Genomic DNA, 23,352 nt, shown 5'->3' with positions numbered 1-23,352 from the left:
GGGGTGCGCAAAGCTGCGACATAATGCAAATCTTTCGCATTATGTGTAAAGGGTTGTGGCTGGAAATATTTCTTATTTACGACGGCAAAGCGGCATGGATCAAAGGATCGCCGCGTTACTGCGTTGTGCTTGTTTGAGGTAGACGCTCAGCTCGCGCGCGGGCAGCGGCTTGCTGTAGTGGTAACCCTGACCTTCGTGGCAGCCTTCGGAGATGATGTAGCTTTCCTGCTCGGCCGTTTCCACGCCCTCGGCAATCACCTGCATGCCAAGGCTTTTGCCCAGTTGAATGATCGCGCGAACGATCGTTGCATCGTCGTCGTCATCGAGCAGATCCTGAACGAAGCTCTTGTCGATCTTGATCTTGTCCAGCGGCAGGCTTTTCAGATAACTCAGCGATGAGTAACCGGTGCCGAAGTCATCGATGGCGATCAACGCTCCGGAGCGGCGCAGGCTGAGCAAGTGTTGGGCGGCGGTGCTGATGTCTTCCATCAGGCCGGTTTCGGTGACTTCCAGCTCCAGACTGCGCGGCGGCAGGCGGTACATCTGCATCAAATTGTTGACCACCCGTGGCAATTCGGCGTGGTGCAGTTGTACGGTGGACAGATTGACCGCCATGCGCAGATCGGCAAAACCCATGTCGTGCCATTCGCGCAACTGCTTGCAGGCCTGATCCAGCACCCACTCGCCAATCGCGATGATCGTGCCGTTCTGTTCTGCCAGTGGAATGAACAAGTCCGGCGGCACCAGGCCGTGCTCGGGATGTTGCCAGCGAATCAGCGCCTCGACGCCGACCACGCGGTGATCGCGATAGCTGATCTGCGGTTGATAGACGAGGTAGAACTGATCGCGCAGCAAGGCATCGCGCAGGTCTTTTTCCAGTTCGCGACGGCGACGCATCTCGCTGTCGACGCTGGCGATGTAGAACTGATAGCGGTTGCGCGAACGGGTCTTCGCCAACGTCATGGTCTGCTCGGCCTTTTGCAGCAGCTTCTCGGTGCTGTCGCCGTCCTCCGGGAACAGGGTGATGCCGATGGTCGCGCGCAGGCGGATCTCCTGATGATCGAGGGCAAACGCCGCTTCCAGATCATCGAGGATGCTTTGCGCCAGTTCTGCTGCTTCGTAAGGCTGTTCGATGTCGGCCTGCACCAGCGCAAACTGGTCACCGCCCAAGCGGGCGAGGGCACCTAAGCGGCCGCTGTGGGCGCGCAGACGATCAGCCAGCGCCAACAGCAATTGGTCGCCGGTCTGGTAGCTGAATTGTTCGTTGATGCCTTTGAAGTCATCCAGCCCTACACACAGCACCGCAACCCGGCGTTGCAGCTTGCCGGCGTCGACCAGAATCTTGTCCAGTTGCTGCTGCAGTTGCTGGCGGTTCGGCAGGCCTGTCAGGAAGTCGTACTGGGCCATGCGCAGCAGGCTGTTTTCCGCTTCGTGGCGCAGATGGGTGTTGCGCTCGATCGATTCGAGCAACTGGTTGGCGGTGTTGATCCAGATGCCCAGCTCGTTTTTCTCGTGACCCTTGAGCTGCGGAATCTTGTGTTCGCTGGGGCGATCGGGGTTGATCTCGGTGAGGTGTTCGATAATCCGCGACAACGGTTTGGTCAGCAGCCAGTGATAGACCAGATACAGCACCAGGCCCATGGCCAGCGCGCGCAACACGCCGGAAATGAAAATGATCACCGAGCTGACGATAAAACCTTCGCCGTAGGTGGCGGTGTCGAGGGTGATGCTCAGGTCGCCGTAATACTCGCTGTACGGGCCGCGCCCTACCAGTTGGGTGGTGAAGGTGCGTTCCTGACCGAGGATCAGATCGGTCAGCCAGCGGCTGTTGGAATGCTGCAGGTCGCGGGATTTCTGCGCGAGCATGGCTTCGTTCGGATGGCCGATGGACGCCTGACGCACGGCATCGTCCTGGAACAGGCCTTCGATCACCTGCATGCCCATCTCCCGGTCGAGGCTATAAACTGCCTGGGTCGAGGGGTCGCGGAACATGTCGAGGATGCGCTCGGCGTCGCCGGCCACCGCCTGACGAGTTTTGTAGGCATCGAAAACAATCTGCGCGCAGCTCAAGACCACGCCGACGATCAATGCCGACAGGAGCACGACCCGGAGCAACTTCACCGACAAGCTGTTCTTGAGTTCCAGCTTCAAAGGGTTATTCCTTGTTCCGAGCGGGTAGCGTCAGTTTGCCATGAGTATTGGCAATCCCGTGTTGGCAGTCAAAGGGACAATCAGGCCCGGGAGGATTTACCCGTGGCGTTGGCCGAAATGCTGCTGTTTGGAGTATTAGCCCTATTTGTACTGTGTCGGTTGTATCGGCCCTCAACTTGAGCGGTTCGCAACAATTTTCCCAATGTTTTGATGTTAGCCGTCTGTGCCGGGGCGGCAAGCAGTCTGCGGCTGCATTTTCTGTGGGAATAACGCCATGATCGTTCCCACGCTCTGCGTGGGAATGCCGCTAGGGACGCTCTGCGTCCAATGACGCGAAGCGTCACGGCCTGCATTCCTACGCAGGAGCGCGGGAATGATCATTGAACGCCCATAAAAAAACCCGGCAAAAGCCGGGTTTTTTGACTGGCGCGCAGCTTAAGCGGTGAAGGTTTTGCCTTCGAACTGCTCAGCAACGAACTTCCAGTTGACCAGGTTCCAGAACGCCTCGACATACTTAGGACGAACGTTGCGGTAGTCGATGTAGTAAGCGTGTTCCCAGACGTCGCAGGTCAGCAGCGGGGTGTCGCCGCTGGTCAGCGGGTTGCCGGCGCCGATGGTGCTGGCCAGAGCCAGGGAACCGTCAGCCTTTTTCACCAGCCAGCCCCAGCCGGAACCGAAGGTGCCGATCGAGGTTTTGCTGAACTCTTCCTTGAACTTGTCGAACGAACCGAACGAAGCGTTGATGGCTTCAGCCAGTGCGCCGGTTGGTTGACCGCCGGCGTTTGGCGCCAGGCAGTTCCAGTAGAAGGTGTGGTTCCAGACCTGAGCGGCGTTGTTGAAGATACCGCCCGAGGAAGTCTTGACGATTTCTTCCAGGGTCTTGCCTTCGAACTCGGTGCCTGGCACCAGGTTGTTCAGGTTCACGACGTAGGTGTTGTGGTGCTTGTCGTGGTGGTATTCCAGGGTTTCCTTGGAAATGTGCGGCTGCAGGGCATCGTGTGCGTAAGGCAGCGGCGGCAATTCGAAAGCCATGATGATTCTCCTAATCAGGTCTGTTGCGGTGAGCGCAAGGCCGATCACGGGCGGCCAGAAATGCACCGGCGAGTTTTTACTCTTTGCGGCGCAGGGTTTCGATCATAGCACCGGGGTTGCGCCATAACCACGCAACAACTGTGTGGGATAGAGGTTCCAGAGCCGTTTGGAATAAATCAGCTCGCGATTATCAACTGCCCCGCGACCGTGAACATCATCAACGCCACCACCAGATCAAGGATTCGCCAGGTACTTGGCCGTGCCAGCCACGGCGCCAACCACGCAGCGCCCAACGCCAAGGTGAAAAACCACAACAGCGAAGCACTCGCAGCACCCACCACATAAGCCCCCGGCACTGATTGCTGCGCGCCGAGCGAACCGATCAGCAACACCGTATCCAGATAAACGTGCGGGTTGAGCAGTGTCACTGCCAGAGCACTGAGCATCACCGCGCGCAGCGAGCGCACGGTCTGGTTTTCACCTTGACCCATGCTTTGTTTCGAACAGGCTCGCCGCAGCGCCTGGCTGCCGTACCAGATCAAAAATGTCGCGCCGCCCCAGCGGGCAACCGCTAGCAACGTCGGGTTCTGCGCCAGGATCGTCGCCAGCCCGAACACGCCAGCGGCGACCAGCAGCGCATCGCACACCACGCATAGCGCCGCTACCGGCAAATGGTGTTCACGACGCAGGCTCTGCGCCAATACAAAGGCGTTCTGCGTGCCGATCGCCATGATCAGCCCGAACGCGACCAGCAAGCCGTTCACATAGCTTTGCCACATAAGAATTACTCCGCGTTGGCTGCCAGATCGCGCAGCACTTGCATGGCGCGTTCGGCATCGGCCTGGCCGACGAACAAATGATCGTGGTAGTAACCGGCAATCACGTTGCAACTGATCCCGGCCTTGCCCAGTGCCGTGGCGAATGCAGCGGTGAGCCCAACCGCTTCCAGCGCCGAATGCACGTTGAGGGTGATCCATGCGGCGACGTAGTCGAAGCTGAAACCGGCCTGTTCGGCGTCGCAACGTTCGAGAATCACCGTCAGACCTTCCTGTTCGCGGAAGCTGCCGATGATGTCCACCCCGCTCGGCAATTGGCCGCCTGGCAGGGTGCAGAACACATATTCACCGGCATTGAGTTGCGGGCTCATGCTGCGCAACAGGGTCGTGAGTGAAGTTTCGCCAGCCATGGAAGTGTTCCTTGATAAAGAGTGCTTGCTGGCTATTCTCCGGGCGAAACCTGTATAAGAAAAACCAATAGTGCTGATCGCTCATTAGGAAAACTGATGTTCGACTACAAATTGCTTTCCGCTCTGGCCGCCGTGGTCGAGCAGGCTGGATTCGAGCGCGCGGCGCAGGTGGTGGGTTTGTCGCAATCAGCGATTTCGCAGCGGATCAAACTGCTCGAAGCGCGGGTCGGTCAACCGGTGCTGATACGCAGCACACCGCCGTCACCAACCGAAATCGGCCGGCGCCTACTCAACCATGTGCAGCAAGTGCGCTTGCTTGAGCGTGACTTGCAAACCCTGGTGCCGGCATTGGACGAAGAGGGGCTGCCGGAACGTCTGCGCATCGCGCTCAATGCCGATAGCCTCGCAACTTGGTGGGCCGAAGCGGTCGGCGATTTCTGCGCCGAACAACATTTGTTGCTCGATCTGATCGTCGAAGACCAGACCGTCGGCCTCAAACGCATGCGTGCCGGGGAAGTGGCCGCATGCCTCTGCGCCAGTGAACGACCGGTAGCCGGTGCGCGCAGCGTATTGCTCGGCGCGATGCGTTATCGCGCCTTGGCCAGCCCGGCGTTTATCGAACGACATTTCCCCGACGGCGTGCGCGCCGAACAGCTGCCGCGCTCGCCAGCACTGGTGTTCGGGCCAGACGATTTGCTCCAGCACCGCTATCTCGCCTCGCTCGGCGTCGACGGTGGATTCGAACACCATTTATGCCCATCCTCGGAAGGCTTTATTCGCCTGACCGAAGCGGGTTTGGGCTGGGGGCTGGTGCCAGAACTGCAAGTGCGCGATCAACTGCAACGTGGCGTGTTGCGCGAGTTGCTGCCAGATAAACCGATCGACGTGCCGTTGTACTGGCATCATTGGCGCAATGGCGGTCAGTTGCTGGGTTTGCTGACCGAGCAATTGGTGCGCGCCTCAGCGCAATGGCTGGTGGCTTAAAAGCAGCTGCGAGCGTCAAGCTGCAAGCGGCAAGTCAAGCGCTGCGCACCGTTTTAAACTTGCAGCTAGAGGCTTGACGCTCGCAGCTGCTTTTTTGTTGGAGTTATGCATGAAGATTTTGGTCACCGGCGCAAGCGGCTTCATTGGCGGGCGCTTTGCGCGTTTCGCTTTGGAGCAGGGCCTGGACGTGCGGGTCAACGGTCGCCGGGCCGAAAGCGTTGAGCACTTGGTGCGCCGGGGTGCCGAGTTTGTACCGGGCGATCTGACCGATCCTGATTTAGTCCGCGAACTGTGTTCCGACGTCGAAGCCGTGGTGCATTGCGCTGGTGCCGTCGGGCTGTGGGGCCGGTATCAGGACTTCCACCAAGGCAATGTGCAGGTCACCGAAAACGTCGTCGAAGCCTGCCTCAAGCAGCGCGTCCGCCGTTTGGTGCACCTGTCGTCGCCATCGATCTACTTCGATGGCCGCGATCACCTCGATCTGACCGAAGAACAAGTGCCCAAACGCTTCAACCATCACTATGCCGCGACCAAATACCTGGCCGAACAAAAGGTCTTCGGCGCGCAGGAGTTCGGCCTCGAAACCATCGCTCTGCGCCCGCGCTTCGTCACCGGTGCCGGTGACATGAGCATCTTCCCGCGCCTGCTGAACATGCAGCGCAAGGGCCGTCTGGCGATCATCGGCAACGGCCTCAACAAAGTCGATTTCACCAGCGTGCAGAACCTAAACGAAGCCATGCTCAGCAGTCTGCTGGCCGCCGGTTCTGCGTTGGGCAAGGCCTACAACATCAGCAACGGCGCGCCGGTGCCATTGTGGGATGTGGTCAACTACGTGATGCGCAGGATGGAAGTCCCACAGGTCACCAAGTACCGTTCCTACGGATTGGCCTACAGCGTCGCGGCACTCAATGAAGGGGCGTGCAAGCTCTGGCCGGGGCGTCCGGAGCCGACCCTGTCGCGTCTGGGCATGCAAGTCATGAAGAAAAATTTCACCCTCGACATCAGCCGCGCCCGGCATTATCTGGATTACGATCCGAAAGTCAGCCTGTGGTCGGCGCTGGATGAGTTCTGTGCGTGGTGGAAAGCCCAGGACATCCGTTGAAACGATTCGGCCGGGCGGCAATGAACCGCACCGCAGGTTGGGGGTCAATGCCTGCGGCTGCGGCGGTTATACTTCGCAGCATTTAGCCATCACCGCGTTTCACAAAGGTTGCCTCAATGTCCATGCGTAATGATGCCCACGACGATTTCGACGATGTCCCGAGCCTGCGTGCCGACACCTTCGACGACGATGACATTCCGACCACCGCGCGCACTTCCGTGCACTCGCGCACCCCGCCAGTGGTCAAGGTCAAAGCCGCGAGCACCGGGCCTTTGTGGGCATTGGTCGGCGCGCTGTTCTTTGCTTTCATCGGCCTGGCCTGGTGGAGCTTTCAGCAGATTTCGCTGATGGAGCAGCAACTGGTCGCGACCCAGGAAAGTTTCGCCCGGATCAGCGAAGAAGCGGCGGGGCGCCTGCAGGATATTTCCGGCAAGGTCGTGGCCAGCCAGAGCAACGTCACCAGCGACAGCGAAGCCTTGAAACTGCAGATCAAACAGCTCGAAGGCAAACTGCTCGATCAGAGCAAACAGCAACAGGGCGTGGCCGGGCAGGCCAGCGATCTGGACAAGCGTCTGGCGCAAATGACTGCACAGACCACCGAGCAGCAGAACGCCAACACCCAGTTGCAGGCGCAGGTCAAAGCCTTGACCGCAGAGCTGGCGACGGTGAAAAGCACCCCGGCCGATACCAGCAAGGTCGACGCCCAGCTCAAGGGTTTCGACGCGCAATTCAAGAGCCTTGGCGCTGACATTGCCGCACTGAAAAAACAGGGCAATCCAAGCGCGGCCATCGACCGTCTGGAGCAGGACATCGTTGTCCTCAAAAGCCAGCAGGACAATCGTCCGGCAGCCCCACAGGGCGGCGGCAATACCGCCGAGTTCGATGCCTTTCGCGGCCAGATGACCCGTAACCTCAATACCCTGCAGGCGCAGATCCAGAACTTGCAGCAGCAGATCAACGCGCGTCCCTGACCGTTGACAGCGGTGGTGAGGAATTTCTCGCCACCGCAACTCCCGACACGTTCAGAAACCCTCTGAATATCCATGCATCAGCCCAAGCCGTCTACGCTCTTGAAACACCAACAAGAACGAGGGATGCGTCATGGGGTTTGTGCATAAATTCGCCTGTCTCTGTTTGCTGTTATTGGCCGGTCTCGGCCAAGCCAGCGCCGCGACCACTGCCAAAGACGACGGCCAGGCCGCCATCGCCCTGCTGGAAAAAGCGCTGGCCTATTACCACGACAACGGCGACAAGGCGTTTGCCGCTTTCAGCCGCCAAGGGGAATTTGTCGACAAGGATCGCTACGTGTTTGTGGTCGATACCAAAGGGGTGATGCTCGCCAGCGGGCGGGCCTTCTTCGGCCCTGATTGGCCGCGATGTCAGCGAAGTGCTCGGACCGGATTTGCAGAAAGCCTTCAAACAAGCATTGACGGTGCCGGAGGGCAACGGCATTCAGCAGGCTGAATATCGTTGGCAGAACTGGGCCGATGGCAAGGTCGAACGCAAGCACGTGTTCTATCAGCGCATCGGCCAGCGGATTCTTGCGGTAGGTTATTACTTGCCGCGCGCCTCGGCCGAGCAGGCCAAAGCGCTGCTGGACAAAGCAGCGACAGATCTGGGCAAAGACGAGAAGGGCACGCTGACGGCGATCAACTCGCTCAAGGGCGGTTACCTGCAGGATGATCTGTACGTGTTTGTCGTCGATCTGAACACCCAGCGCTACGTCGCCCACGGCACCAACCTGCGCTTGATCAATACCGACTTCGGCAAGATCAAGGACCCGGAAGGCAAACCGGTGGGCGAGCCGATTCTGGCGCAGATCGACAAGCAGGATGAGGGCGAATATGAATACCGCTGGAAGAACCCGGTGACCGGCAAGGTCGAAGACAAACATGCTTACCTGAAAAAGGTCGGGCATTTTCTCGTCGCGGTGGGTTACTACAGCCCTTGAATCCCAGCGCGATCGTTCCCACGCTCGGCGTGGGAATGCCTCAACGGACGCTCTGCGTTCGGCTTTGGATGGGACGCGGAGCGTCCCAGGCAGCATTCCCACGCAGAGCGTGGGAACGATCGTGTGAAAAGGCTATTTGGCGCCGTGCTCACGCCCGCGCAGCAAATTGTTCGGCATCGCAATCGCGGCTACCAGCCCGAGCAATGACACCGCCGCACTCACCCACAACAAGTGCCGGAACGTCACCAGCAACTCCGCGCGCAAGGCGTTTTGCGCATCCCCCGGTGCCGCGTTCAGACCATCCAGCAACACGTTGCCGCTATGCCCTTCACTCATCAGCGAACTGCTCGCCAAATGGGCGAAATTCGAATCCTGCAGCAGCGCCAGCAACAGCGCCGACATCAACGCCACGCCCACCGCGCCGCCAAGGGAACGGAACAGGTTGGTGGTGCTGGTGGCCACGCCAATGTCGCGTTGTTCTACCGAGTTCTGTGTGCCGACCAGCGATGTCGGGAACTGCATGCCACCGGCAATCCCACTGAGCAGCATGAACAAACCGCTGACCAGCGTCGCCTCGGGCGGGCTGAAGGCCATGCCGAGAATCGAGATCGGCATCAGCATCGCGCCGGTCAGAATCTGCGGTTTGTAGCGTCCGGTGATCGAGGTGCGCCGGCCAGCGAAGTAAGCACCAATCGGCAACCCCATCGCCAATGGCAGCAAGTGCAACGCAGCGCTGTCGGCGCCGGCACCGGTGACGCTCTGGAAGCGCAGCGGCATCAGTACGATCAGCGAAATCGCCTGGAAACTGGTGAAGAAAATCGTGCACCAGCACAGCAGTGCATTGCGGTTGGCGAACAGGTGCATCGGCAGCAACGGTTCCCGAGCCCGACGCTCATGCCAGACAAACACCGCCAGCACCACCACCGCGCAAGCGAACAAGCCGAGCACTTCGCTGCTGCGCCAGGAATGGCCTTGGCCGACCTGAGTAATGCCCAAGAGCAGCGCGGTCAGACCGATGATCATCAACAGCGTGCCGAGGTAATCGATGATCGGTTTGCGTTGCGGAATCGGCAGCCCGCGCAGGTTGCGCCGCGCCACCCAATACGCGCCGAGGCCGAGTGGCAGGTTGATCAGAAACACCCAGCGCCACGACAGGTATTCGGTCATGTAACCGCCGAGCACCGGGCCGGCGACGCTGGCCACCGCGTACATGCTGCTGAAGTAACCCTGATAACGGCCGCGCTCACGCGGCGGAACGATGTCGCCGATGATCGCCTGACTCACCGAAATCATCCCGCCAGCGCCAATGCCCTGAAGAATCCGCGCCAGCACCAGTTGCTCCATGCTCTGAGCCATGCCGCAGAACAGCGAAGCAAGGGTGAACAGACCCATGCCGAACAACATCAGTTTGCGCCGCCCGTACAAGTCGCCGAGCTTGCCGTAGATCGGCACGGCCACGGTCATCGCCACCATGTACCCGGAAATCACCCAGGCCAGCAGGCTGACATCCTTGAATTGTGCGGAGATGGCCGGCATCGATACGGCGACGATGGTCTGGTCCAGCGCACCGAGAAAGATCGCCATCATCAACGCGACCAGCACGCTGCGAATGGCCGGTTTGGGCGTTTCGGGGTGATTAAGATTGGTCACGGGCAAAACCTGCGGGCAATGAGAGTCCCGCAGATCGTCAGGCGAGCGGGGATGCTCGCCAGTGTAAGTCGGTAGCAGGCTATTCGATAGCCTCATAAGGAAGTCCGACGTAATTTTCTGCAATGGTTTTTCGCCCCGCTTCTGAACTGACAAAGTAGTCCAGTTCCGAGGCGCTGATGCGCTGGCTGAACGCATCGTGATCGTCGAAGCGGTGCAGCATCGAAGTCATCCACCAGGAAAACCGCTCGGCTTTCCACACGCGGCGCAGGCAGATTTCCGAGTATTTCTCCAACAGCTCGGTGCGACCGTCGCGGTAAACCTTCAACAGAATATTGAATAGCGTGCTGACGTCGCTGGCCGCCAGATTCAAACCCTTGGCGCCAGTGGGCGGCACGATGTGCGCCGCGTCACCGACCAGAAACATGCGCCCGTACTGCATCGGCTCGACGACAAAACTGCGCAGTGGCGCGATGCTTTTTTCAATCGATGGCCCGGTGACCAGTTTCTCGGCGAGCGCCTCAGGCAAACGACTTTTCAACTCATCCCAGAAACGTTGATCGCTCCAGTCATCGACGTTTTCCTTGGCCGGCACTTGCAGGTAATAGCGCGTGCGCGTCGCCGAACGCATGCTGCACAAGGCAAAACCGCGCTCGTGACGGGCGTAGACCAATTCGTCCTGCACCGGCGGCGTGTCGGCGAGAATGCCCAGCCAGCCAAACGGGTAAACCCGCTCGAACACTTTCAGGCAATCGGCCGGAATCGACTGTCGGGCTACGCCGTGGAAACCGTCGCAACCGGCGATGTAATCGCAATCGACGCGCCAGGTTTCGCCGTCCTTTTCAAAGGTGACAAACGCCTCGTCGCTTTTCATGCCGTGAGGAACGACATTGCTCGCCTCATAAACAGTCGGCGCGCCAGCCTCCCGACGAGCGGCCATCAAGTCGCGGGTGACTTCGGTCTGGCCGTAGATCATCACGGTCTTGCCGCCGGTCAAAGCGTGCAGGTCGATGTGCACCTGACGTCCTTCCAGTGCCAGATCGAAGCCGCCATGCACCAGTCCTTCGGCGTCCATGCGCTGACTCACACCAGCCTGACGCAACAGCTCTACCATGCCTTGTTCAAGCACGCCGGCACGGATGCGCCCAAGCACATAATCAGGGGTTTGCCGTTCAAGGATGAGGGTGTCGATGCCAGCGTTGTGGAGCAACTGGCCGAGGAGTAAACCGGACGGACCGGCGCCGATAATGGCGACTTGGGTTTTCAGCGTTTTCATTGTTTTTATGACTCGCAAGCTTCACGCGGCAAGCGCCGGCGAATATTTTTTATGGATCGAGTGCTTGCATTTTTCCCTTGCGGGTCTGTCAATTGAAGGTGAAAACTGAGCCGATACCTGTACATTCTGCCAATCGGTGCGATTATCGCCCCACAACCCCTGAGGCCTGGATTGAAGTGATGAACAAGCCTGAGCTGCCTTCGATTCCAGTGTTCAAGCTCTACGGTGAAAGCCTGGACTGGCCGACCCCCGACTTGCTGCACTGTGAAACCATTTCCTCCCGCAGCCGCGAACACGAGTGGGAAATCAAACCCCACCGCCATGCTGATTTGTGCCAATTACTCTTCGTTTTCAAAGGTCAGGCAGAGCTTGAAATCGAAGGACAACGCACGCAACTCGAGACCCCGGCCATTCAGGTCCTGCCACCGTTGTCGGTGCATGGCTTTCGTTTTTCCGAAGACGTTGAAGGCTTTATCGTTACCCTCGCCACGCCGCTGATCAACCACTTGCAGGCGCAACTGGGCGACTCGGTGCATGCTCTGGCTCAGGCGGAAAACTACCCGGCCGGCAAGGACGGCGATTATCTCAACAGTCTGTTCATGGCTTTGCAGGCCGAATACAACGGCCATCAACCGGCGCGGGAAATGCTCATGCATTCGCTGGTCAGTGTGATCATGGTCTGGGTCAGTCGCCAAGCCATCGTGCGCCACAAGGCCAGTCAGCGCCCGCAGCGCCAGCGCGAATACCTCAACGGTTTTATACAGTTGGTGGAAGAGACCTATCGCCAGCATGTGAAGGTCGAGGATCTGGCGCATCGCCTGGGCATTTCGGTATCGCACCTCAACGGCACGTGCCGTGAACTGGCGGGGCAGCCGGCGCTGCAGATCATGCATGAGCGTCAGTTGCTCGAAGCCAAGCGCTTACTGACATACACCAGCATGACCATTTACGAGATGTCGGAGTTGTTGGGGTTTTCCGATCCGACCAACTTCACGCGCCTGTTTCGGCGCCGGGTGGGGATATCGCCAAAGGCGTTCCGCGACCGGTTGAAGGCCGAACAGTAATTTCATAACCACCGTAAAAACCTGTGGGAGCTTCGGTGCGACGGTCCGACTTGCCAGCGATAGCGGTGACCCAGTCACCTTCAATGCTGAATGTCAGACCGCAATCGCTGGCAAGCCAGCTCCCACAGGTAATGAGTCAACTTCAGCCTCAGCGCAACGCATTGAGCGTGGCGTTATGCGGAATGCAGCGCTCGTAGTTGCAGCTCGCGTATTCGCGGGGCAGCTGTCGCAATTGTTCGACCCGCCAGGCCGCGGTGCCGTAAAGCGCCAGCGTGGCAGCGCAGGTGATGAAAATCGCGACGTATCTTCTTGTTTTGATGTTCATGGCGTTCACCTCTGAACGAAATACCCTGCGGTATTACTTTCAGCATAGAACAAGATCAAAAGATCGCAGCCTTCGGCAGCTCCTACACCGATCCATGTAGGAGCTGCCGAAGGCTGCGATCTTTTGACTTTTAAAATCCCACGTCCCATTGCGGATTTTCAGGAAACCGCTGCACCAGAAAATCCAGCATGCTGCGCAGCGCCGCCGGCATGTGCTTGCGGGAGGCGTAGACCGCGTAGATGTTCAGCTGCCGGGGCTCGGCATGCGGTAGCAGGCGCACCAGTTCACCGCTGTGAATATGCACCCCGGCCTGATACGTCGGCAGCATTGCCACACCTGCGCCGGCCAGCGTCGCACGCAACAACGTGCTGGCCTCGTTGGCGCTGATGTTGCCCTGCACCGGCACCGAAACCGGTTCGCCATCCTCCTCGAAATGCCACAGGCTCTTGCCGAAATACGAATGCGTCAGGCAGTTATGGCGGCTCAGGTCTTCCACCCGTAAAGGCATCGGCTGTTCTTGCAGATAAGCCGGCGCGGCGCACACCACCGAGCGACATACGGTCAGACGCCGGGCGATCAGGTTGGGATCGAGATCATTGCTGGTGCGAATCGCCAGATCGATGCGTTCATCCACCAGGTTCACCGTGCGATCGAGCATTTGCAGGTCGATGCTCACCCCCGGATAGCGTTTGACGTAAGCGGCCACCGCATCGGCCAGTTGCGCCTGACCAAACGAGGTGCTGACGCTGATCCGCAGCAATCCGCGCGGCGCATCGTGGGGTTCACTGACGGCAGCCTGCATGTCGTTCGACAGTTCTATCATCTGCCGACAGCGCGGCAGAATTTCACTGCCGGCGGCGGTCAGGCTCAATTTGCGCGTGGTGCGGTGCATCAATCGCGCGCCGACCCAGTCTTCCAGCTCCGCCAGATAACGTGAAACCACCGGGCGTGACAGGTCCAGGTGATCCGCCGCCGCTGATTGGCTGCCCAAGTCCACCACTGTCACAAACACCCGCATTGCCTGGAGACGATCCATGATTTGCCCGCTTTCAGAAACAAACTATGTCCAAGCATCGCATTTTTTGTACTGAGTCAGGCAACTAAGCTTTGTCCCATCGCCAAGCACGGCATTCGGACACCGGAGCAACAGATGATCGGCTTCACTCTAATCAAACGCGTTTTACTCGCCAGCACCGCACTGGGTTTTGCGGCACATGCCGCCGCAGCCAACCTGACCCTTGATGTCTACAACCCTGGCACCGAAGCAATATTCCCGGTGACTTCGGTGCTGGTCAGCGGCGAGAAAGACGCGATCCTCGTCGATGCGCAATTCGGCAAATCCCAGGCCGAGCAAGTCGTGGCAAAGATCCGCGCCAGCGGCAAGCACCTGACCACCATTTACATCAGCCATGGTGACCCGGATTACTACTTCGGCCTCGACACCCTGACCCAGGCCTTCCCTGACGCCAAGGTGCTGGCCTCGCAGCCGACCGTCGATCACATCAACCAAACCGTCGTCGGCAAACTAGCGTTCTGGGGCCCGAAAATGGGCGCCGACGTGCCAGCGAAGACCATCGTGCCGGGCGTGCTCAAAGGCGACAGCCTGATCCTCGAAGGGCAGAAATTGCAGGTGGTCGGCCTTGACGGCAAACAGCCGGATCGCAGTTTCGTGTGGATTCCTTCGCTCAAGGCTGTGGTCGGTGGCGTGGTGGTCGCCGAGAACATCCACGTCTGGATGGCTGATACCCAAACCGCGCAATCCCACGCCGACTGGCTGCAAACCCTGCACTCGATCGAAACCCTGAAGCCGAACACCGTGGTGCCGGGTCACTACCTCGGTGACAGCAGCCGATCATTGGCCAGCGTGAAATTCACCGCCGACTACATTAAGGCTTTCGACCAGGAAACCGCCAAGGCCAAAGGCGCCACCGCCCTGATCGCAGCGATGAAAAAGCGCTACCCGACACTCGGTGAAGAAAGCTCGCTGGAGTTGAGCGCGAAAGTCGCCAAGGGCGAAATGCAGTGGTAAGCCGAACCTGAAAACGCAGCACTCTCAAGCCAACTGGAGAATGTCATGAGCAAGATCGTAATCATTGGGGCCACCGGTCGTGCCGGTAGCCAATTGCTGGAAGAAGCCCTGCGTCGTGGTCATAGCGTTACCGCTATTGCCCGCGATACCTCGAAGATCGGCGCCCGTGCCGGTGTGGTCAGCAAGAATGTCGATGTGCTGGATTCAGCCGCGTTGCAAGACGCGGTGGCAGGTCATGATGCGGTGATTACCGCTGCACATTTCGCTACTGTTCCTGCGAGCGCTATCGTCGGGCCGGTGCAGCGGGCCGGTGTGAAGCGTCTGTTGGTGGTGGGCGGTGCCGGCTCGTTGTTGCTGCCGGACGATTCTCGGGTGATCGACAGCGCGGGTTTCCCGGCCGAGTACAAAACCGAGGCCAGTGCCGGTGCGGCTTTTCTTGATGCGTTGCGTCAGGAGCAGGATCTGGATTGGACCTTCCTGTCGCCATCGGCGGAATTCGTTGAAGGTGAGCGCACGGGAAAATTTCGTGTCGGCAAGGATCACTTGCTGGTGAGCGCCGAAGGCCGTAGCTGGATTACTTTTGCCGACTACGCGATTGCGCTGATCGACGAAGTGGAAACGCCGAAGCATTCGCGTCAGCGGTTTACTGTCGGCTACTAACACATCCCCCCTGTAGGAGCTGCCGCAGGCTGCGATCTTTTGATCTTGATCTTAAAAACCCGATCAAAAGATCGCAGCCTGCGGCAGCTCCTACAGGGGATCTCTGTGTTCAGCGGGTATGCGCTTGTTCGACCAACCAGATCATCAGCTCTTCCAGCTGCGGCGAAGCTTCAATCCCCGGTGGCAACACCACGTAATACGCCAACCCCGTCTTCACCTTCAATTCAAACGGCATCACCAGTCGCCCGGCGCGCAGGTCATCGCCGATCAACGACCAATCCCCGATCGCCACGCCCGTCCCGTGCGATGCCATCGACATCGCCTGATCTAGCGTTTCGAAATGCTGGCCGCTGCCGATATTGCTCAGTTGCAGCTGCGCAGCGTTGAGCCACACCGACCAATCCTGAATATCGTGCGTCGGATGCAACAACAGATGCTGTTGCAGATCCGCCGGTGAATTCAGCGCAGGCGAGCCCTTGAGCAATAGCGGCGAACACACTGGCGTCAGTTGTTCATCGAACAGGTGCAAGGCGCCCGGTGAGTTATCGGGTGGCGGGCCGTAGATCACCGCTGCATCGAACTGTTCGCGCTGAAAATCCACGCCGTGTTGCAACGATGCCGTGAGTTTCACCGGCACGTCCGGGCGTTCTTTCTGCCATTGCAGCAGGCGCGGCAGCAGCCAGCGCATCACGCAGCTCGGTGCCTTGAGTTGCAGGGTTTCACGCTGCAGGCCGATTTGCTCGGTCGCTTCGCTGATCAGCCCGAAGATCTTTTCCACACGCGGTAGCCATTCGCGTCCCTCGGCGGTCAGCGCCAGGCCACGGGCCAGACGGATGAACAGCGGATAGCCGAGATGCGCTTCCAGCCCGGCGATCTGCCGGCTCACCGCGCCTTGAGTGATGTGCAACTGCTCGGCGGCGCGGGTGAAGTTGCAGCACTGCGCGGTGATCAGAAACGTGTGCAGGGCGGGGAGAGGAGGCAGGCGCTTCATGGGGATCCAAGGTATGACGTGAGGACATGGCTAGTATGACTTTTAATCGATTGTTGCGGCTACCTGCCGACCGTTCAATGAAGCCATGAAGGGCTTTTATGTAGGAGTGAGCCTGCTCGCGATAGCGGTGAATCACTCACCGCAATGGTGAATGAAAAGACGCCAGCGCGAGCAGGCTCACTCCTACATAGGAGCCTTGTGTTTTCAGCGAACAACAAGGGCAATCGACATGGCGACGTGTGGCGAAGTACTGGTCAAGTTACTCGAAGGGTACGGGGTCGAGCAGGTGTTCGGCATCCCCGGGGTGCACACCGTGGAGCTGTATCGCGGGCTGGCGCGTTCGAGCATTCGCCACGTCACCCCTCGGCATGAGCAGGGTGCCGGTTTCATGGCTGACGGCTATGCGCGCACCGCGGGCAAACCGGGGGTGTGCTTCATCATCACCGGGCCGGGGATGACCAACATCACCACCGCCATGGGCCAGGCCTACGCCGATTCGATCCCGATGCTGGTGATCTCCAGCGTGCAGTCGCGCAGCCAATTGGGCGGCGGTCGCGGCAAGCTGCATGAATTGCCGAACCAGAGTGCGCTGGTTTCCGGTGTCGCGGCGTTCTCGCACACGTTGATGTCCGCTGCGGAATTGCCGGGGGTGCTGGCGCGTGCCTTTGCGCTGTTCCAGGCCGGCCGCCCGCGTCCGGTGCACATTGAAATTCCGTTGGACGTACTGGTCGAAAACGCCGATGACTTGCTCGCCAGCGTGCCGGTCAATATCGACCGCGCCGGCGCTGCACCAAGTGCGGTCAAGCGCATGAGCGAATTGCTCGCTGGCGCCAAACGTCCGCTGATTCTGGCCGGTGGCGGTGCCATCGACGCAGCGCCGCAGCTGACCCGACTTGCCGAGTTGCTCGACGCGCCGGTAGCGCTGACGATCAATGCCAAAGGCATGCTGCCGGGCAATCATCCGCTGCTGATCGGTTCGACCCAGACGCTGGTCGCCACCCGCGCGCTGGTCGCCGAGGCCGATGTGGTGCTCGCCATCGGCACCGAACTGGCCGAGACCGACTACGACGTCACCTTCGCCGGTGGTTTCGATATTCCCGGCAAACTGCTGCGCATCGACATCGATGCGGATCAGACCGTGCGCAACTACCCGCCGCACCTGGCGCTGGTGGCCGATGCGCGCAATGCCGCGCAAGCCTTGCTGAACTCGCTGTCGCAAGAAAAACTCGACGAGCGCAGCAGCGATTGGGGTCAGGCCCGCGCCGGCAAACTGCGCGCCGAACTGGCCGCGAGCTGGGATGCGCCGACCCTCGCGCAAACCCGCTTCCTCGACACCGTGCTCGATGAATTGCCGAACGCTGTGTTCGTCGGCGACTCCACGCAACCGGTGTACACCGGCAACCTCACGTTCAACCCGGATCACCCGCGCCGCTGGTTCAACGCCTCGACCGGTTACGGCACCCTCGGCTACGCCTTGCCGGCCGCGATCGGTGCGTGGCTCGGCGGCCAACTCGACAAAGGTGCGCGCCCTCCGGTGGTGTGTTTGATCGGCGATGGCGGGCTGCAATTTACCTTGCCGGAACTGGCCAGCGCCGTCGAAGCACGGGTGCCGGTGATCGTCCTGCTGTGGAATAACCAGGGCTACGAAGAGATCAAGAAATACATGGTCAACCGCGCCATCGAACCGGTCGGCGTGGACATCTACACCCCGGATTTTGTCGCGGTGGCCAAGGGTCTTGGCTGTGCGGCGGAGGCCATCAGTAGCATCGAACAACTGCGTGCCGCGTTGCGTAGTGCAAGCGATCGTCAGGGCCCGACCCTGATTGAAATCGACCAGACCCAATGGATGAAGGCGGTGGCGCAATGATCAGTTTCCCAACCACACTCGACGGCCTCTACATCAACGGCCAATGGTTCGCCGGCCTCGAGCATTTGCGCGTGATCAACCCGGCCAGCGAAGCGCTGCTGACCACGGTCAATGGCGGTGACGAGGACGCGGTCGATCAAGCTGTTACGGCCGCCAGCGCAGCGTTCAAGAACTGGTCGCAAACCAGGGGTGCCGAGCGCGGCGCGATCCTGCGCAACATCGCCAACGGCGTGCGCAACGGTCGCGAGCATTTGATGAACCTGCAATCGAGCAACAACGGCAAACCGCAATTCGAAGCGGCCATCGACGTCGACGACGTGATCGCCACGTTCGAGTATTACGCCGAACTCGCCGAAGGCCTCGACGCCAAACAGGACAGCAATGTGCCGCTGCCCAGCGATGATTTCAGCGCACGCCTGCGCCGCGAACCGTGCGGTGTGGTCGGGTTGATCGTGCCGTGGAATTTCCCGATGGTCACCACCGCCTGGAAGCTCGCGCCAGCGCTGGCGGCGGGTTGCTGCGTGGTGCTGAAGCCTTCAGAGGTAACGCCGCTGCCGGAGCTGGAACTGGCGGCAATTATCGCGGAATCGGGTCTGCCGAATGGCGTGTTCAATCTGGTCTGCGGCACGGGATTGGCGGTCGGTGCGCCGTTGTCAGCGGATCCGCGTATCGCGAAGATTTCCTTTACCGGCAGCAACGCGGTCGGCGTGCAAGTGATGCAACGCGCGGCGGAAACGGTGAAGGGTGTCAGCCTGGAATTGGGCGGCAAATCTTCGCTGCTGGTGTTGGCGGATGCCGACATTGATCTCGCCGTTGAACTGGCCTGCGGCGGCGCGTTCTTCAACGCCGGGCAGATGTGTTCGGCCACCAGTCGTGTGCTGGTCGCTGAAGAACTGGAGGAGGAATTTCTCTCTCGTTTGCACAAACGCGCACAGGCGATTCGTGTGGCGGATCCGTTTGACCCTGAGGTGGAAATGGGCGCGCTGGTCAATCAGGCGCAGTACCAGCGAGTGCTTGGGCACATCGATCGTGGCCTCAGCGCCGGTGCGCGTTTGCTCTGTGGCGGCAATCGCCCGGCAGATCTGCCGCGTGGCTATTTCTTGCAGCCGACCGTTTTCACCGACGTGCCGCTGGACAGCGCATTGTGGTGTGAAGAGATTTTCGGGCCGGTGCTGTGCGTGCGCAGTTTCAGCAATGAGGCCGAAGCGATTGGGCTGGCCAATGACACGCCGTTTGGCTTGGTCGCGAGTGTGGTGACGGCGGATGCTGTAGCGGCGGAGCGCGTGGCCAATGCCTTGCAGGCGGGGATGGTGTGGATCAATGCACCGCAAGTGATTTTCCCGCAGGCAGCGTGGGGCGGGTACAAGCAGAGCAGCATTGGCCGCGAGCTGGGGCCTTGGGGGTTGGCGGCGTTTCAGGAGATCAAACATGTGATTCGCGCGGTTTGATCACAGAGGCGTATTGGCTGGCCTGGCCTCATCGCGGGCAAGCCCGCTCCCACAGGTTTATGGGTGCACAAAATTTATGCATGGCATCGATTCCTGTGGGAGCGGGCTTGCCCGCGATGAGGCCAGCCGCCACACCGTAGCTTCCGGATCAGACAGATAACCGCAACCGCGCCAAATCCCTTAACGGCGGCGCACCAAACAATCGGCTGTACTCACGGCTGAATTGCGACGGACTTTCATACCCCACCCGATACCCAGCCGCCGACGCCTCCAACCCTTCGGCCAGCATCAACCGCCGCGCCTCTTGCAGACGCAACTGCTTCTGATACTGCAGCGGACTCATCGCGGTCATCGCCTTGAAGCGGTGATGCAAGGTCGACACGCTCAGGTTTACTTCCTTGGCCAGATCATCAATGCGCAGCGGCTGCTCGAAGTTGCCATTGAGCCATTTGATCGCCTGGCTGATGCGGTGGCTCTGGCTGTTGGCAATCGCGATCTCATACAAACGATGGCCCTGCGGACTGCGCAGCAGACGATAGAGAATCTCCCGGCGAATCAGCGGTGCGAGCATGGCGATGTCTTTCGGTGCATCAAGCAAACGCGCCAGGCGCAGCACAGCGTCGAGCATCGAGCTGTCGATCTGCTCGACATACAAACCGCGTCCGGTGGGGCGGGTCGGTACGCCCATGGGACCGGCGTCGGCGATCAGTGCGGTGATTTCCGCCGGGTCGATGTCCAGGCGCACGGCGAGGATCGGATCCTCGGGCGAGACATTGACCACGCGCCCGCTCAGCGGCATCGAAACCGACACCACCAGATAATTCAGCGGGTCGTAGTTGAAGAACTCGTCGGCCAGCCGCACCTCTTTGCGACCCTGCGCCATGATGCACAGCGCCGGTTGCGCGAGCACCGGGGCGAAGTCGTGGGATTTTGTGTGGCGTGACATGTACAGCGAACCGATGGCGGTCTCGTAGCTGCCATCGTCGGTGGTATTGCGGCGGATGATCGCCGCCAGTTCCGCGCGCTGCTTTTCCATGTCAGCGGTGGGTTCGGCTTGAAAACGATCGAATGACGTCATGCACGGCATCCTCGGCAGGGGAGGTGGAATGGAGCAGAGCATATGTTTGTGCAAGCGCCAGCGGTAGACACATCCTGCGAGATGCTTGCCTGATTCTGCACCGTGATAATCATGAACAACGACGCGATGCCTGAGTGTAGGAGCTGCCGCAGGCTGCGATCTTTTGATTTTTGTCTTTAAGGTCAAAAGATCCCAGCCTGCGGCAGCTCCTACAGGCAAGCGGCATCGACAACGGTTCAGGCAAGTCTCGCAGGATTGTGCAACGCGGCGGCAGGAATCGACTAACGGCGCGTAGCGCGTGGCCCTTAACCTTTGATCCTGTCGCAGCCCGTCCCCCGGCTGCCACGCGACTCCCTGGGAGGGTTGAACATGTCCAAGCAGATTCCCGTCAGTCATATGGCCTTCGTTCGAGCGCGCGCCGGGCGCTCGGCGGAACTCGGTGTACGCCTGAGCGCGTTGATCGATCCGTCCCGCGCCGCCCCCGGTTGCCTGAGCTTTGCCTTGCAGCATTCGCAGTGTGATCCCGAGTTGTGGCTGGTCTCCGGGTTCTGGAGCAGTCAGCAAATGATGACCAATTATTTCAACAGTCCGTCGATGGAAATCTTCGCTGAGCTGGTGCAGGAGCTGGTGGTCAACAGTCTCGACTTCCACACCTTCAAGGATGTTTCGGCCGCGCAAGCCCTCGGTCAATGCCCGGCGCCGGTACACAAACTCGTCGGTTGAGGGTTTAATGTCCGGCTTAATTTGTCTGAGCCGGGATGTGTGACATGGCACGTAAAGAATTCGAACACTTCGAAGCAGTTTCCGCAGTCGTCCCCGTCGAGTTGGGCGGCAACAAGGGCTATCACGCGGCAATCGCGGTCAAGGCCCTGATCGATGGCGGCGCACCACGCTTTCACAAACTGCTGAATGATCAGGTTTTCCCCGGCGCCATCGCCGCCGACGAGGCCGCCATTAACGAGCTGGATAACCTCAAGGGCGTCACTGACGACGCCGAGTTGATCTGGTAACGCGTTACTTGTTGGCGCCCGGACGCCACATCTTGAACAGGGCCTCAGGCCCCAGCTGGAAGTAATCCGCTGGCCCGCCGCCGCGCAGGATCGGTTCTGCCGCGGCGGTGTCGTAGATGCCGTCCTTCAACAGCCACTTGGCGATGTGCACGGCGACCACCTCGCCGAGGATCAGCCAGCTCGGCACAGTTTCGCCATCGGCGCGCTGCAACTGAATGATCTGCGTGACCTTGCATTCGAAGGACACCGGGCTTTCGGCGACCCGTGGCACCGAAATCACCTTCGACGCGACCGTCGTCAACCCTGCCAATTCAAACTCGTTGACCTCAGGCGCGACCATTGCGCAGCTCTGGTTCATCTGCTCGGCCAGCGGGCGGGTAGCGAGGTTCCAGACGAATTCGCCGGTCTGTTCGATGTTGTTCAGGCTGTCTTTGCGCCCGACGCTGGAGAACCCGATGATCGGCGGAATGTAGTTGAACGCATTGAAGAAGCTGTACGGAGCGAGGTTGAGCTGGCCGTTGGCATCCTGCGAGGAAATCCAGCCGATGGGACGCGGGCCGACGATGGCGTTGAACGGATCGTGGGGCAGGCCGTGGCCGTTGGCGGGTTCGTAGAAGTGGATGTCATCGGGCATGGTGGGTGGTCCTGGGGAGGGCTGAGTCAGGTGGTCAATAGTGCAAGGGCGGTCAAACAATTTCCAGTCAGTCACTGATATTCCATCCAATGGAAAACCTGTGGGAGCTGGCTTGCCAGCGATGGCGGCCTGTCAGTCGACAATGACTTTGAATGACAAAATTTCATCGCTGGCAAGCCCGCTCCCACAAGGTTTTGTGTGGGATTGAGAAAATTCCTATTCCCCAGAAATGACTAAGCCCGGCCAGGGCCGGGCTGTGGAGGAACTGCGCTGTGTTAGCTGATGGCAGCAGCAGTGCCGGTTTTATCGAAACCGTCAGCAGCGACGGTTTTGCCCAGGTTGGTCTTGTCGAAACCATCCGCAGCCACCGCTTTGCCAATATTGGTTTTATCAAAACCGTCAGCCGCGTAAGTGCCGGTGTGGCTGCTTTCGATGGCAGCGCTGGCGCCGTTGATGAAGTCGGCGGATTTGGTTCTGTCTGAACCGTCGGCGGCGAAGGTGTTGGCAGCCAGTACGGAAAGAGTCAGGGCGAGGATCAGTTTGGTTTTCATATCGGTTACTCCAGATTCGTTGGCGGGTGTGTCTTGCATGGGTTTTATGCTACGCCAACTAAATTGATTAAAAAGCGCAAATTAATGCTAAAAACAATCGATTAAATCGATATTAAGGGCGGCGCATTAAATTCGCTTTTGTCGTCGGAACGAGCGTCGCGCAGGTCATCGATCAGGTGATTGCAGAATGAGGGGGCAGCATTAATTAGCGATTAATCGCGTATTGGCGGGGGGTGACATATTTTTCATGCAGGTCTGGATAACGCGTTGACCCCAATCGCTGGCAAGCCAGCTCCCACAGGGTCAGGTGGTGAATACAGAATTTGTGAACACCATCGAGCACTGTGGGAGCTGGCTTGCCAGCGA

Annotated in this window: 22 protein-coding genes and 1 pseudogene; 11 read left to right on the top strand and 12 right to left on the bottom strand. The window is 59.6% G+C overall.

The features are described 5' to 3' along the window. Window positions 1–99: 99 nt before the first annotated feature. The 4 genes from AC3Y64_RS22215 to AC3Y64_RS22200 all read right to left on the bottom strand — a co-directional run bounded on the left by AC3Y64_RS22215 (window position 100) and on the right by AC3Y64_RS22200 (window position 4,369). Window positions 100–2,151, bottom strand: a complete 2,052-nt coding sequence (locus tag AC3Y64_RS22215) for a putative bifunctional diguanylate cyclase/phosphodiesterase (protein ID WP_489985266.1) — start codon at window positions 2,149–2,151, stop codon at window positions 100–102. A 435-nt stretch (window positions 2,152–2,586) separates the two neighbouring features. Next, window positions 2,587–3,183 (bottom strand): superoxide dismutase, encoded by a 597-nt coding sequence (locus AC3Y64_RS22210; RefSeq protein WP_008085479.1) that lies wholly within the window; start codon window positions 3,181–3,183, stop codon window positions 2,587–2,589. 176 nt (window positions 3,184–3,359) lie between these two features. Next, window positions 3,360–3,962: a LysE/ArgO family amino acid transporter gene (locus AC3Y64_RS22205; RefSeq protein ID WP_064391898.1), complete on the bottom strand. Its 603-nt coding sequence runs from the start codon at window positions 3,960–3,962 to the stop codon at window positions 3,360–3,362. Between the two features lie 5 nt (window positions 3,963–3,967). Further along, the gene (locus AC3Y64_RS22200; RefSeq protein WP_489985265.1) at window positions 3,968–4,369 is read right to left on the bottom strand and encodes an ACT domain-containing protein; all 402 of its coding nucleotides are present in this window, start codon (window positions 4,367–4,369) and stop codon (window positions 3,968–3,970) included. A gap of 96 nt (window positions 4,370–4,465) precedes the next feature. On the opposite strand from AC3Y64_RS22200, the gene AC3Y64_RS22195 reads away from it, so the two are divergent. The 4 genes and pseudogenes from AC3Y64_RS22195 (at window position 4,466) to AC3Y64_RS22180 (ending at window position 8,406) form a co-directional block, all read left to right on the top strand. Further along, on the top strand, window positions 4,466–5,353 hold the full coding sequence (locus tag AC3Y64_RS22195) for a LysR family transcriptional regulator ArgP (protein WP_489985264.1): 888 nt from the start codon (window positions 4,466–4,468) through the stop codon (window positions 5,351–5,353). A gap of 109 nt (window positions 5,354–5,462) precedes the next feature. After that, window positions 5,463–6,455, top strand: a complete 993-nt coding sequence (locus tag AC3Y64_RS22190) for an NAD-dependent epimerase/dehydratase family protein (protein ID WP_489985263.1) — start codon at window positions 5,463–5,465, stop codon at window positions 6,453–6,455. 116 nt (window positions 6,456–6,571) lie between these two features. Continuing rightward, window positions 6,572–7,426 (top strand): ATPase, encoded by an 855-nt coding sequence (locus AC3Y64_RS22185; RefSeq protein ID WP_489985262.1) that lies wholly within the window; start codon window positions 6,572–6,574, stop codon window positions 7,424–7,426. A gap of 130 nt (window positions 7,427–7,556) precedes the next feature. Next, window positions 7,557–8,406: pseudogene (locus tag AC3Y64_RS22180) on the top strand (cache domain-containing protein). A 132-nt stretch (window positions 8,407–8,538) separates the two neighbouring features. On the opposite strand, the gene AC3Y64_RS22175 reads toward AC3Y64_RS22180, so the two are convergent. Both AC3Y64_RS22175 and pobA read right to left on the bottom strand, forming a co-directional pair. Then, the gene (locus AC3Y64_RS22175; protein ID WP_489985261.1) at window positions 8,539–10,056 is read right to left on the bottom strand and encodes an MDR family MFS transporter; all 1,518 of its coding nucleotides are present in this window, start codon (window positions 10,054–10,056) and stop codon (window positions 8,539–8,541) included. Window positions 10,057–10,135: 79 nt separating this feature from the next. Next, entirely contained in the window at window positions 10,136–11,320 is a 1,185-nt protein-coding gene (pobA, locus tag AC3Y64_RS22170; protein ID WP_489988021.1) for a 4-hydroxybenzoate 3-monooxygenase, read from the bottom strand. 188 nt (window positions 11,321–11,508) lie between these two features. On the opposite strand from pobA, the gene AC3Y64_RS22165 reads away from it, so the two are divergent. Continuing rightward, on the top strand, window positions 11,509–12,393 hold the full coding sequence (locus AC3Y64_RS22165) for a helix-turn-helix domain-containing protein (protein ID WP_489985260.1): 885 nt from the start codon (window positions 11,509–11,511) through the stop codon (window positions 12,391–12,393). Window positions 12,394–12,541: 148 nt separating this feature from the next. Here AC3Y64_RS22165 and AC3Y64_RS22160 read toward each other — a convergent pair whose 3' ends face one another. Both AC3Y64_RS22160 and AC3Y64_RS22155 read right to left on the bottom strand, forming a co-directional pair. Next, window positions 12,542–12,718, bottom strand: a complete 177-nt coding sequence (locus AC3Y64_RS22160) for a hypothetical protein (RefSeq protein WP_178113631.1) — start codon at window positions 12,716–12,718, stop codon at window positions 12,542–12,544. A 130-nt stretch (window positions 12,719–12,848) separates the two neighbouring features. After that, window positions 12,849–13,754 (bottom strand): LysR family transcriptional regulator, encoded by a 906-nt coding sequence (locus AC3Y64_RS22155; RefSeq protein ID WP_489985259.1) that lies wholly within the window; start codon window positions 13,752–13,754, stop codon window positions 12,849–12,851. Window positions 13,755–13,868: 114 nt separating this feature from the next. On the opposite strand from AC3Y64_RS22155, the gene AC3Y64_RS22150 reads away from it, so the two are divergent. Both AC3Y64_RS22150 and AC3Y64_RS22145 read left to right on the top strand, forming a co-directional pair. After that, window positions 13,869–14,747, top strand: a complete 879-nt coding sequence (locus AC3Y64_RS22150) for an MBL fold metallo-hydrolase (protein WP_489985258.1) — start codon at window positions 13,869–13,871, stop codon at window positions 14,745–14,747. Window positions 14,748–14,792: 45 nt separating this feature from the next. Further along, entirely contained in the window at window positions 14,793–15,407 is a 615-nt protein-coding gene (locus tag AC3Y64_RS22145) for an NAD(P)-dependent oxidoreductase (protein ID WP_489985257.1), read from the top strand. A gap of 109 nt (window positions 15,408–15,516) precedes the next feature. Here AC3Y64_RS22145 and AC3Y64_RS22140 read toward each other — a convergent pair whose 3' ends face one another. Next, a complete protein-coding gene (locus AC3Y64_RS22140) occupies window positions 15,517–16,398 on the bottom strand; it encodes a LysR substrate-binding domain-containing protein (RefSeq protein ID WP_489985256.1) in 882 nt (293 codons plus the stop codon). 229 nt (window positions 16,399–16,627) lie between these two features. Between AC3Y64_RS22140 and AC3Y64_RS22135 the strand changes: the two genes are divergently transcribed. After that, a complete protein-coding gene (locus tag AC3Y64_RS22135) occupies window positions 16,628–18,265 on the top strand; it encodes a 5-guanidino-2-oxopentanoate decarboxylase (protein ID WP_489985255.1) in 1,638 nt (545 codons plus the stop codon). Beyond that, window positions 18,265–19,713: an aldehyde dehydrogenase family protein gene (locus AC3Y64_RS22130; RefSeq protein ID WP_489988020.1), complete on the top strand. Its 1,449-nt coding sequence runs from the start codon at window positions 18,265–18,267 to the stop codon at window positions 19,711–19,713. The genes AC3Y64_RS22135 and AC3Y64_RS22130 overlap by 1 nt, the downstream gene beginning before the upstream one ends. A gap of 148 nt (window positions 19,714–19,861) precedes the next feature. Here AC3Y64_RS22130 and AC3Y64_RS22125 read toward each other — a convergent pair whose 3' ends face one another. Beyond that, window positions 19,862–20,791: an AraC family transcriptional regulator gene (locus tag AC3Y64_RS22125; protein ID WP_489985254.1), complete on the bottom strand. Its 930-nt coding sequence runs from the start codon at window positions 20,789–20,791 to the stop codon at window positions 19,862–19,864. Between the two features lie 369 nt (window positions 20,792–21,160). On the opposite strand from AC3Y64_RS22125, the gene AC3Y64_RS22120 reads away from it, so the two are divergent. Continuing rightward, the gene (locus AC3Y64_RS22120) at window positions 21,161–21,514 is read left to right on the top strand and encodes a putative quinol monooxygenase (protein WP_038366796.1); all 354 of its coding nucleotides are present in this window, start codon (window positions 21,161–21,163) and stop codon (window positions 21,512–21,514) included. Window positions 21,515–21,558: 44 nt separating this feature from the next. After that, entirely contained in the window at window positions 21,559–21,801 is a 243-nt protein-coding gene (locus AC3Y64_RS22115) for a hypothetical protein (RefSeq protein WP_489985253.1), read from the top strand. 4 nt (window positions 21,802–21,805) lie between these two features. Here the strand turns inward: AC3Y64_RS22115 and AC3Y64_RS22110 are convergent, their stop codons facing one another. After that, complete coding sequence (locus AC3Y64_RS22110) at window positions 21,806–22,435, bottom strand: flavin reductase family protein (protein ID WP_212543918.1); 630 nt, start codon at window positions 22,433–22,435, stop codon at window positions 21,806–21,808. A 275-nt stretch (window positions 22,436–22,710) separates the two neighbouring features. Continuing rightward, entirely contained in the window at window positions 22,711–22,986 is a 276-nt protein-coding gene (locus tag AC3Y64_RS22105) for a hypothetical protein (RefSeq protein WP_489985252.1), read from the bottom strand. Between the last annotated feature and the right edge of the window lie 366 nt (window positions 22,987–23,352).

The sequence above is a fragment of the Pseudomonas sp. 4CAES_32.4 genome (genome assembly GCF_058136335.1).
This window is presented reverse-complemented; position numbering and strand designations above follow the sequence as displayed.

What these genes read in the sequence shown, in the direction of transcription:
- AC3Y64_RS22210 (WP_008085479.1), bottom strand. Translation starts at nt 3,183, where the DNA reads ATGGCTTTCGAATTGCCGCCGCTGCCTTACGCACACGATGCCCTGCAG.
- AC3Y64_RS22205 (WP_064391898.1), bottom strand. Translation starts at nt 3,962, where the DNA reads ATGTGGCAAAGCTATGTGAACGGCTTGCTGGTCGCGTTCGGGCTGATC.
- AC3Y64_RS22200 (WP_489985265.1), bottom strand. Translation starts at nt 4,369, where the DNA reads ATGGCTGGCGAAACTTCACTCACGACCCTGTTGCGCAGCATGAGCCCG.
- AC3Y64_RS22195 (WP_489985264.1), top strand. Translation starts at nt 4,466, where the DNA reads ATGTTCGACTACAAATTGCTTTCCGCTCTGGCCGCCGTGGTCGAGCAG.
- AC3Y64_RS22190 (WP_489985263.1), top strand. Translation starts at nt 5,463, where the DNA reads ATGAAGATTTTGGTCACCGGCGCAAGCGGCTTCATTGGCGGGCGCTTT.
- AC3Y64_RS22185 (WP_489985262.1), top strand. Translation starts at nt 6,572, where the DNA reads ATGTCCATGCGTAATGATGCCCACGACGATTTCGACGATGTCCCGAGC.
- AC3Y64_RS22165 (WP_489985260.1), top strand. Translation starts at nt 11,509, where the DNA reads ATGAACAAGCCTGAGCTGCCTTCGATTCCAGTGTTCAAGCTCTACGGT.
- AC3Y64_RS22160 (WP_178113631.1), bottom strand. Translation starts at nt 12,718, where the DNA reads ATGAACATCAAAACAAGAAGATACGTCGCGATTTTCATCACCTGCGCT.
- AC3Y64_RS22155 (WP_489985259.1), bottom strand. Translation starts at nt 13,754, where the DNA reads ATGGATCGTCTCCAGGCAATGCGGGTGTTTGTGACAGTGGTGGACTTG.
- AC3Y64_RS22150 (WP_489985258.1), top strand. Translation starts at nt 13,869, where the DNA reads ATGATCGGCTTCACTCTAATCAAACGCGTTTTACTCGCCAGCACCGCA.
- AC3Y64_RS22145 (WP_489985257.1), top strand. Translation starts at nt 14,793, where the DNA reads ATGAGCAAGATCGTAATCATTGGGGCCACCGGTCGTGCCGGTAGCCAA.
- AC3Y64_RS22140 (WP_489985256.1), bottom strand. Translation starts at nt 16,398, where the DNA reads ATGAAGCGCCTGCCTCCTCTCCCCGCCCTGCACACGTTTCTGATCACC.
- AC3Y64_RS22135 (WP_489985255.1), top strand. Translation starts at nt 16,628, where the DNA reads ATGGCGACGTGTGGCGAAGTACTGGTCAAGTTACTCGAAGGGTACGGG.
- AC3Y64_RS22125 (WP_489985254.1), bottom strand. Translation starts at nt 20,791, where the DNA reads ATGACGTCATTCGATCGTTTTCAAGCCGAACCCACCGCTGACATGGAA.
- AC3Y64_RS22120 (WP_038366796.1), top strand. Translation starts at nt 21,161, where the DNA reads ATGTCCAAGCAGATTCCCGTCAGTCATATGGCCTTCGTTCGAGCGCGC.
- AC3Y64_RS22115 (WP_489985253.1), top strand. Translation starts at nt 21,559, where the DNA reads ATGGCACGTAAAGAATTCGAACACTTCGAAGCAGTTTCCGCAGTCGTC.
- AC3Y64_RS22110 (WP_212543918.1), bottom strand. Translation starts at nt 22,435, where the DNA reads ATGCCCGATGACATCCACTTCTACGAACCCGCCAACGGCCACGGCCTG.
- AC3Y64_RS22105 (WP_489985252.1), bottom strand. Translation starts at nt 22,986, where the DNA reads ATGAAAACCAAACTGATCCTCGCCCTGACTCTTTCCGTACTGGCTGCC.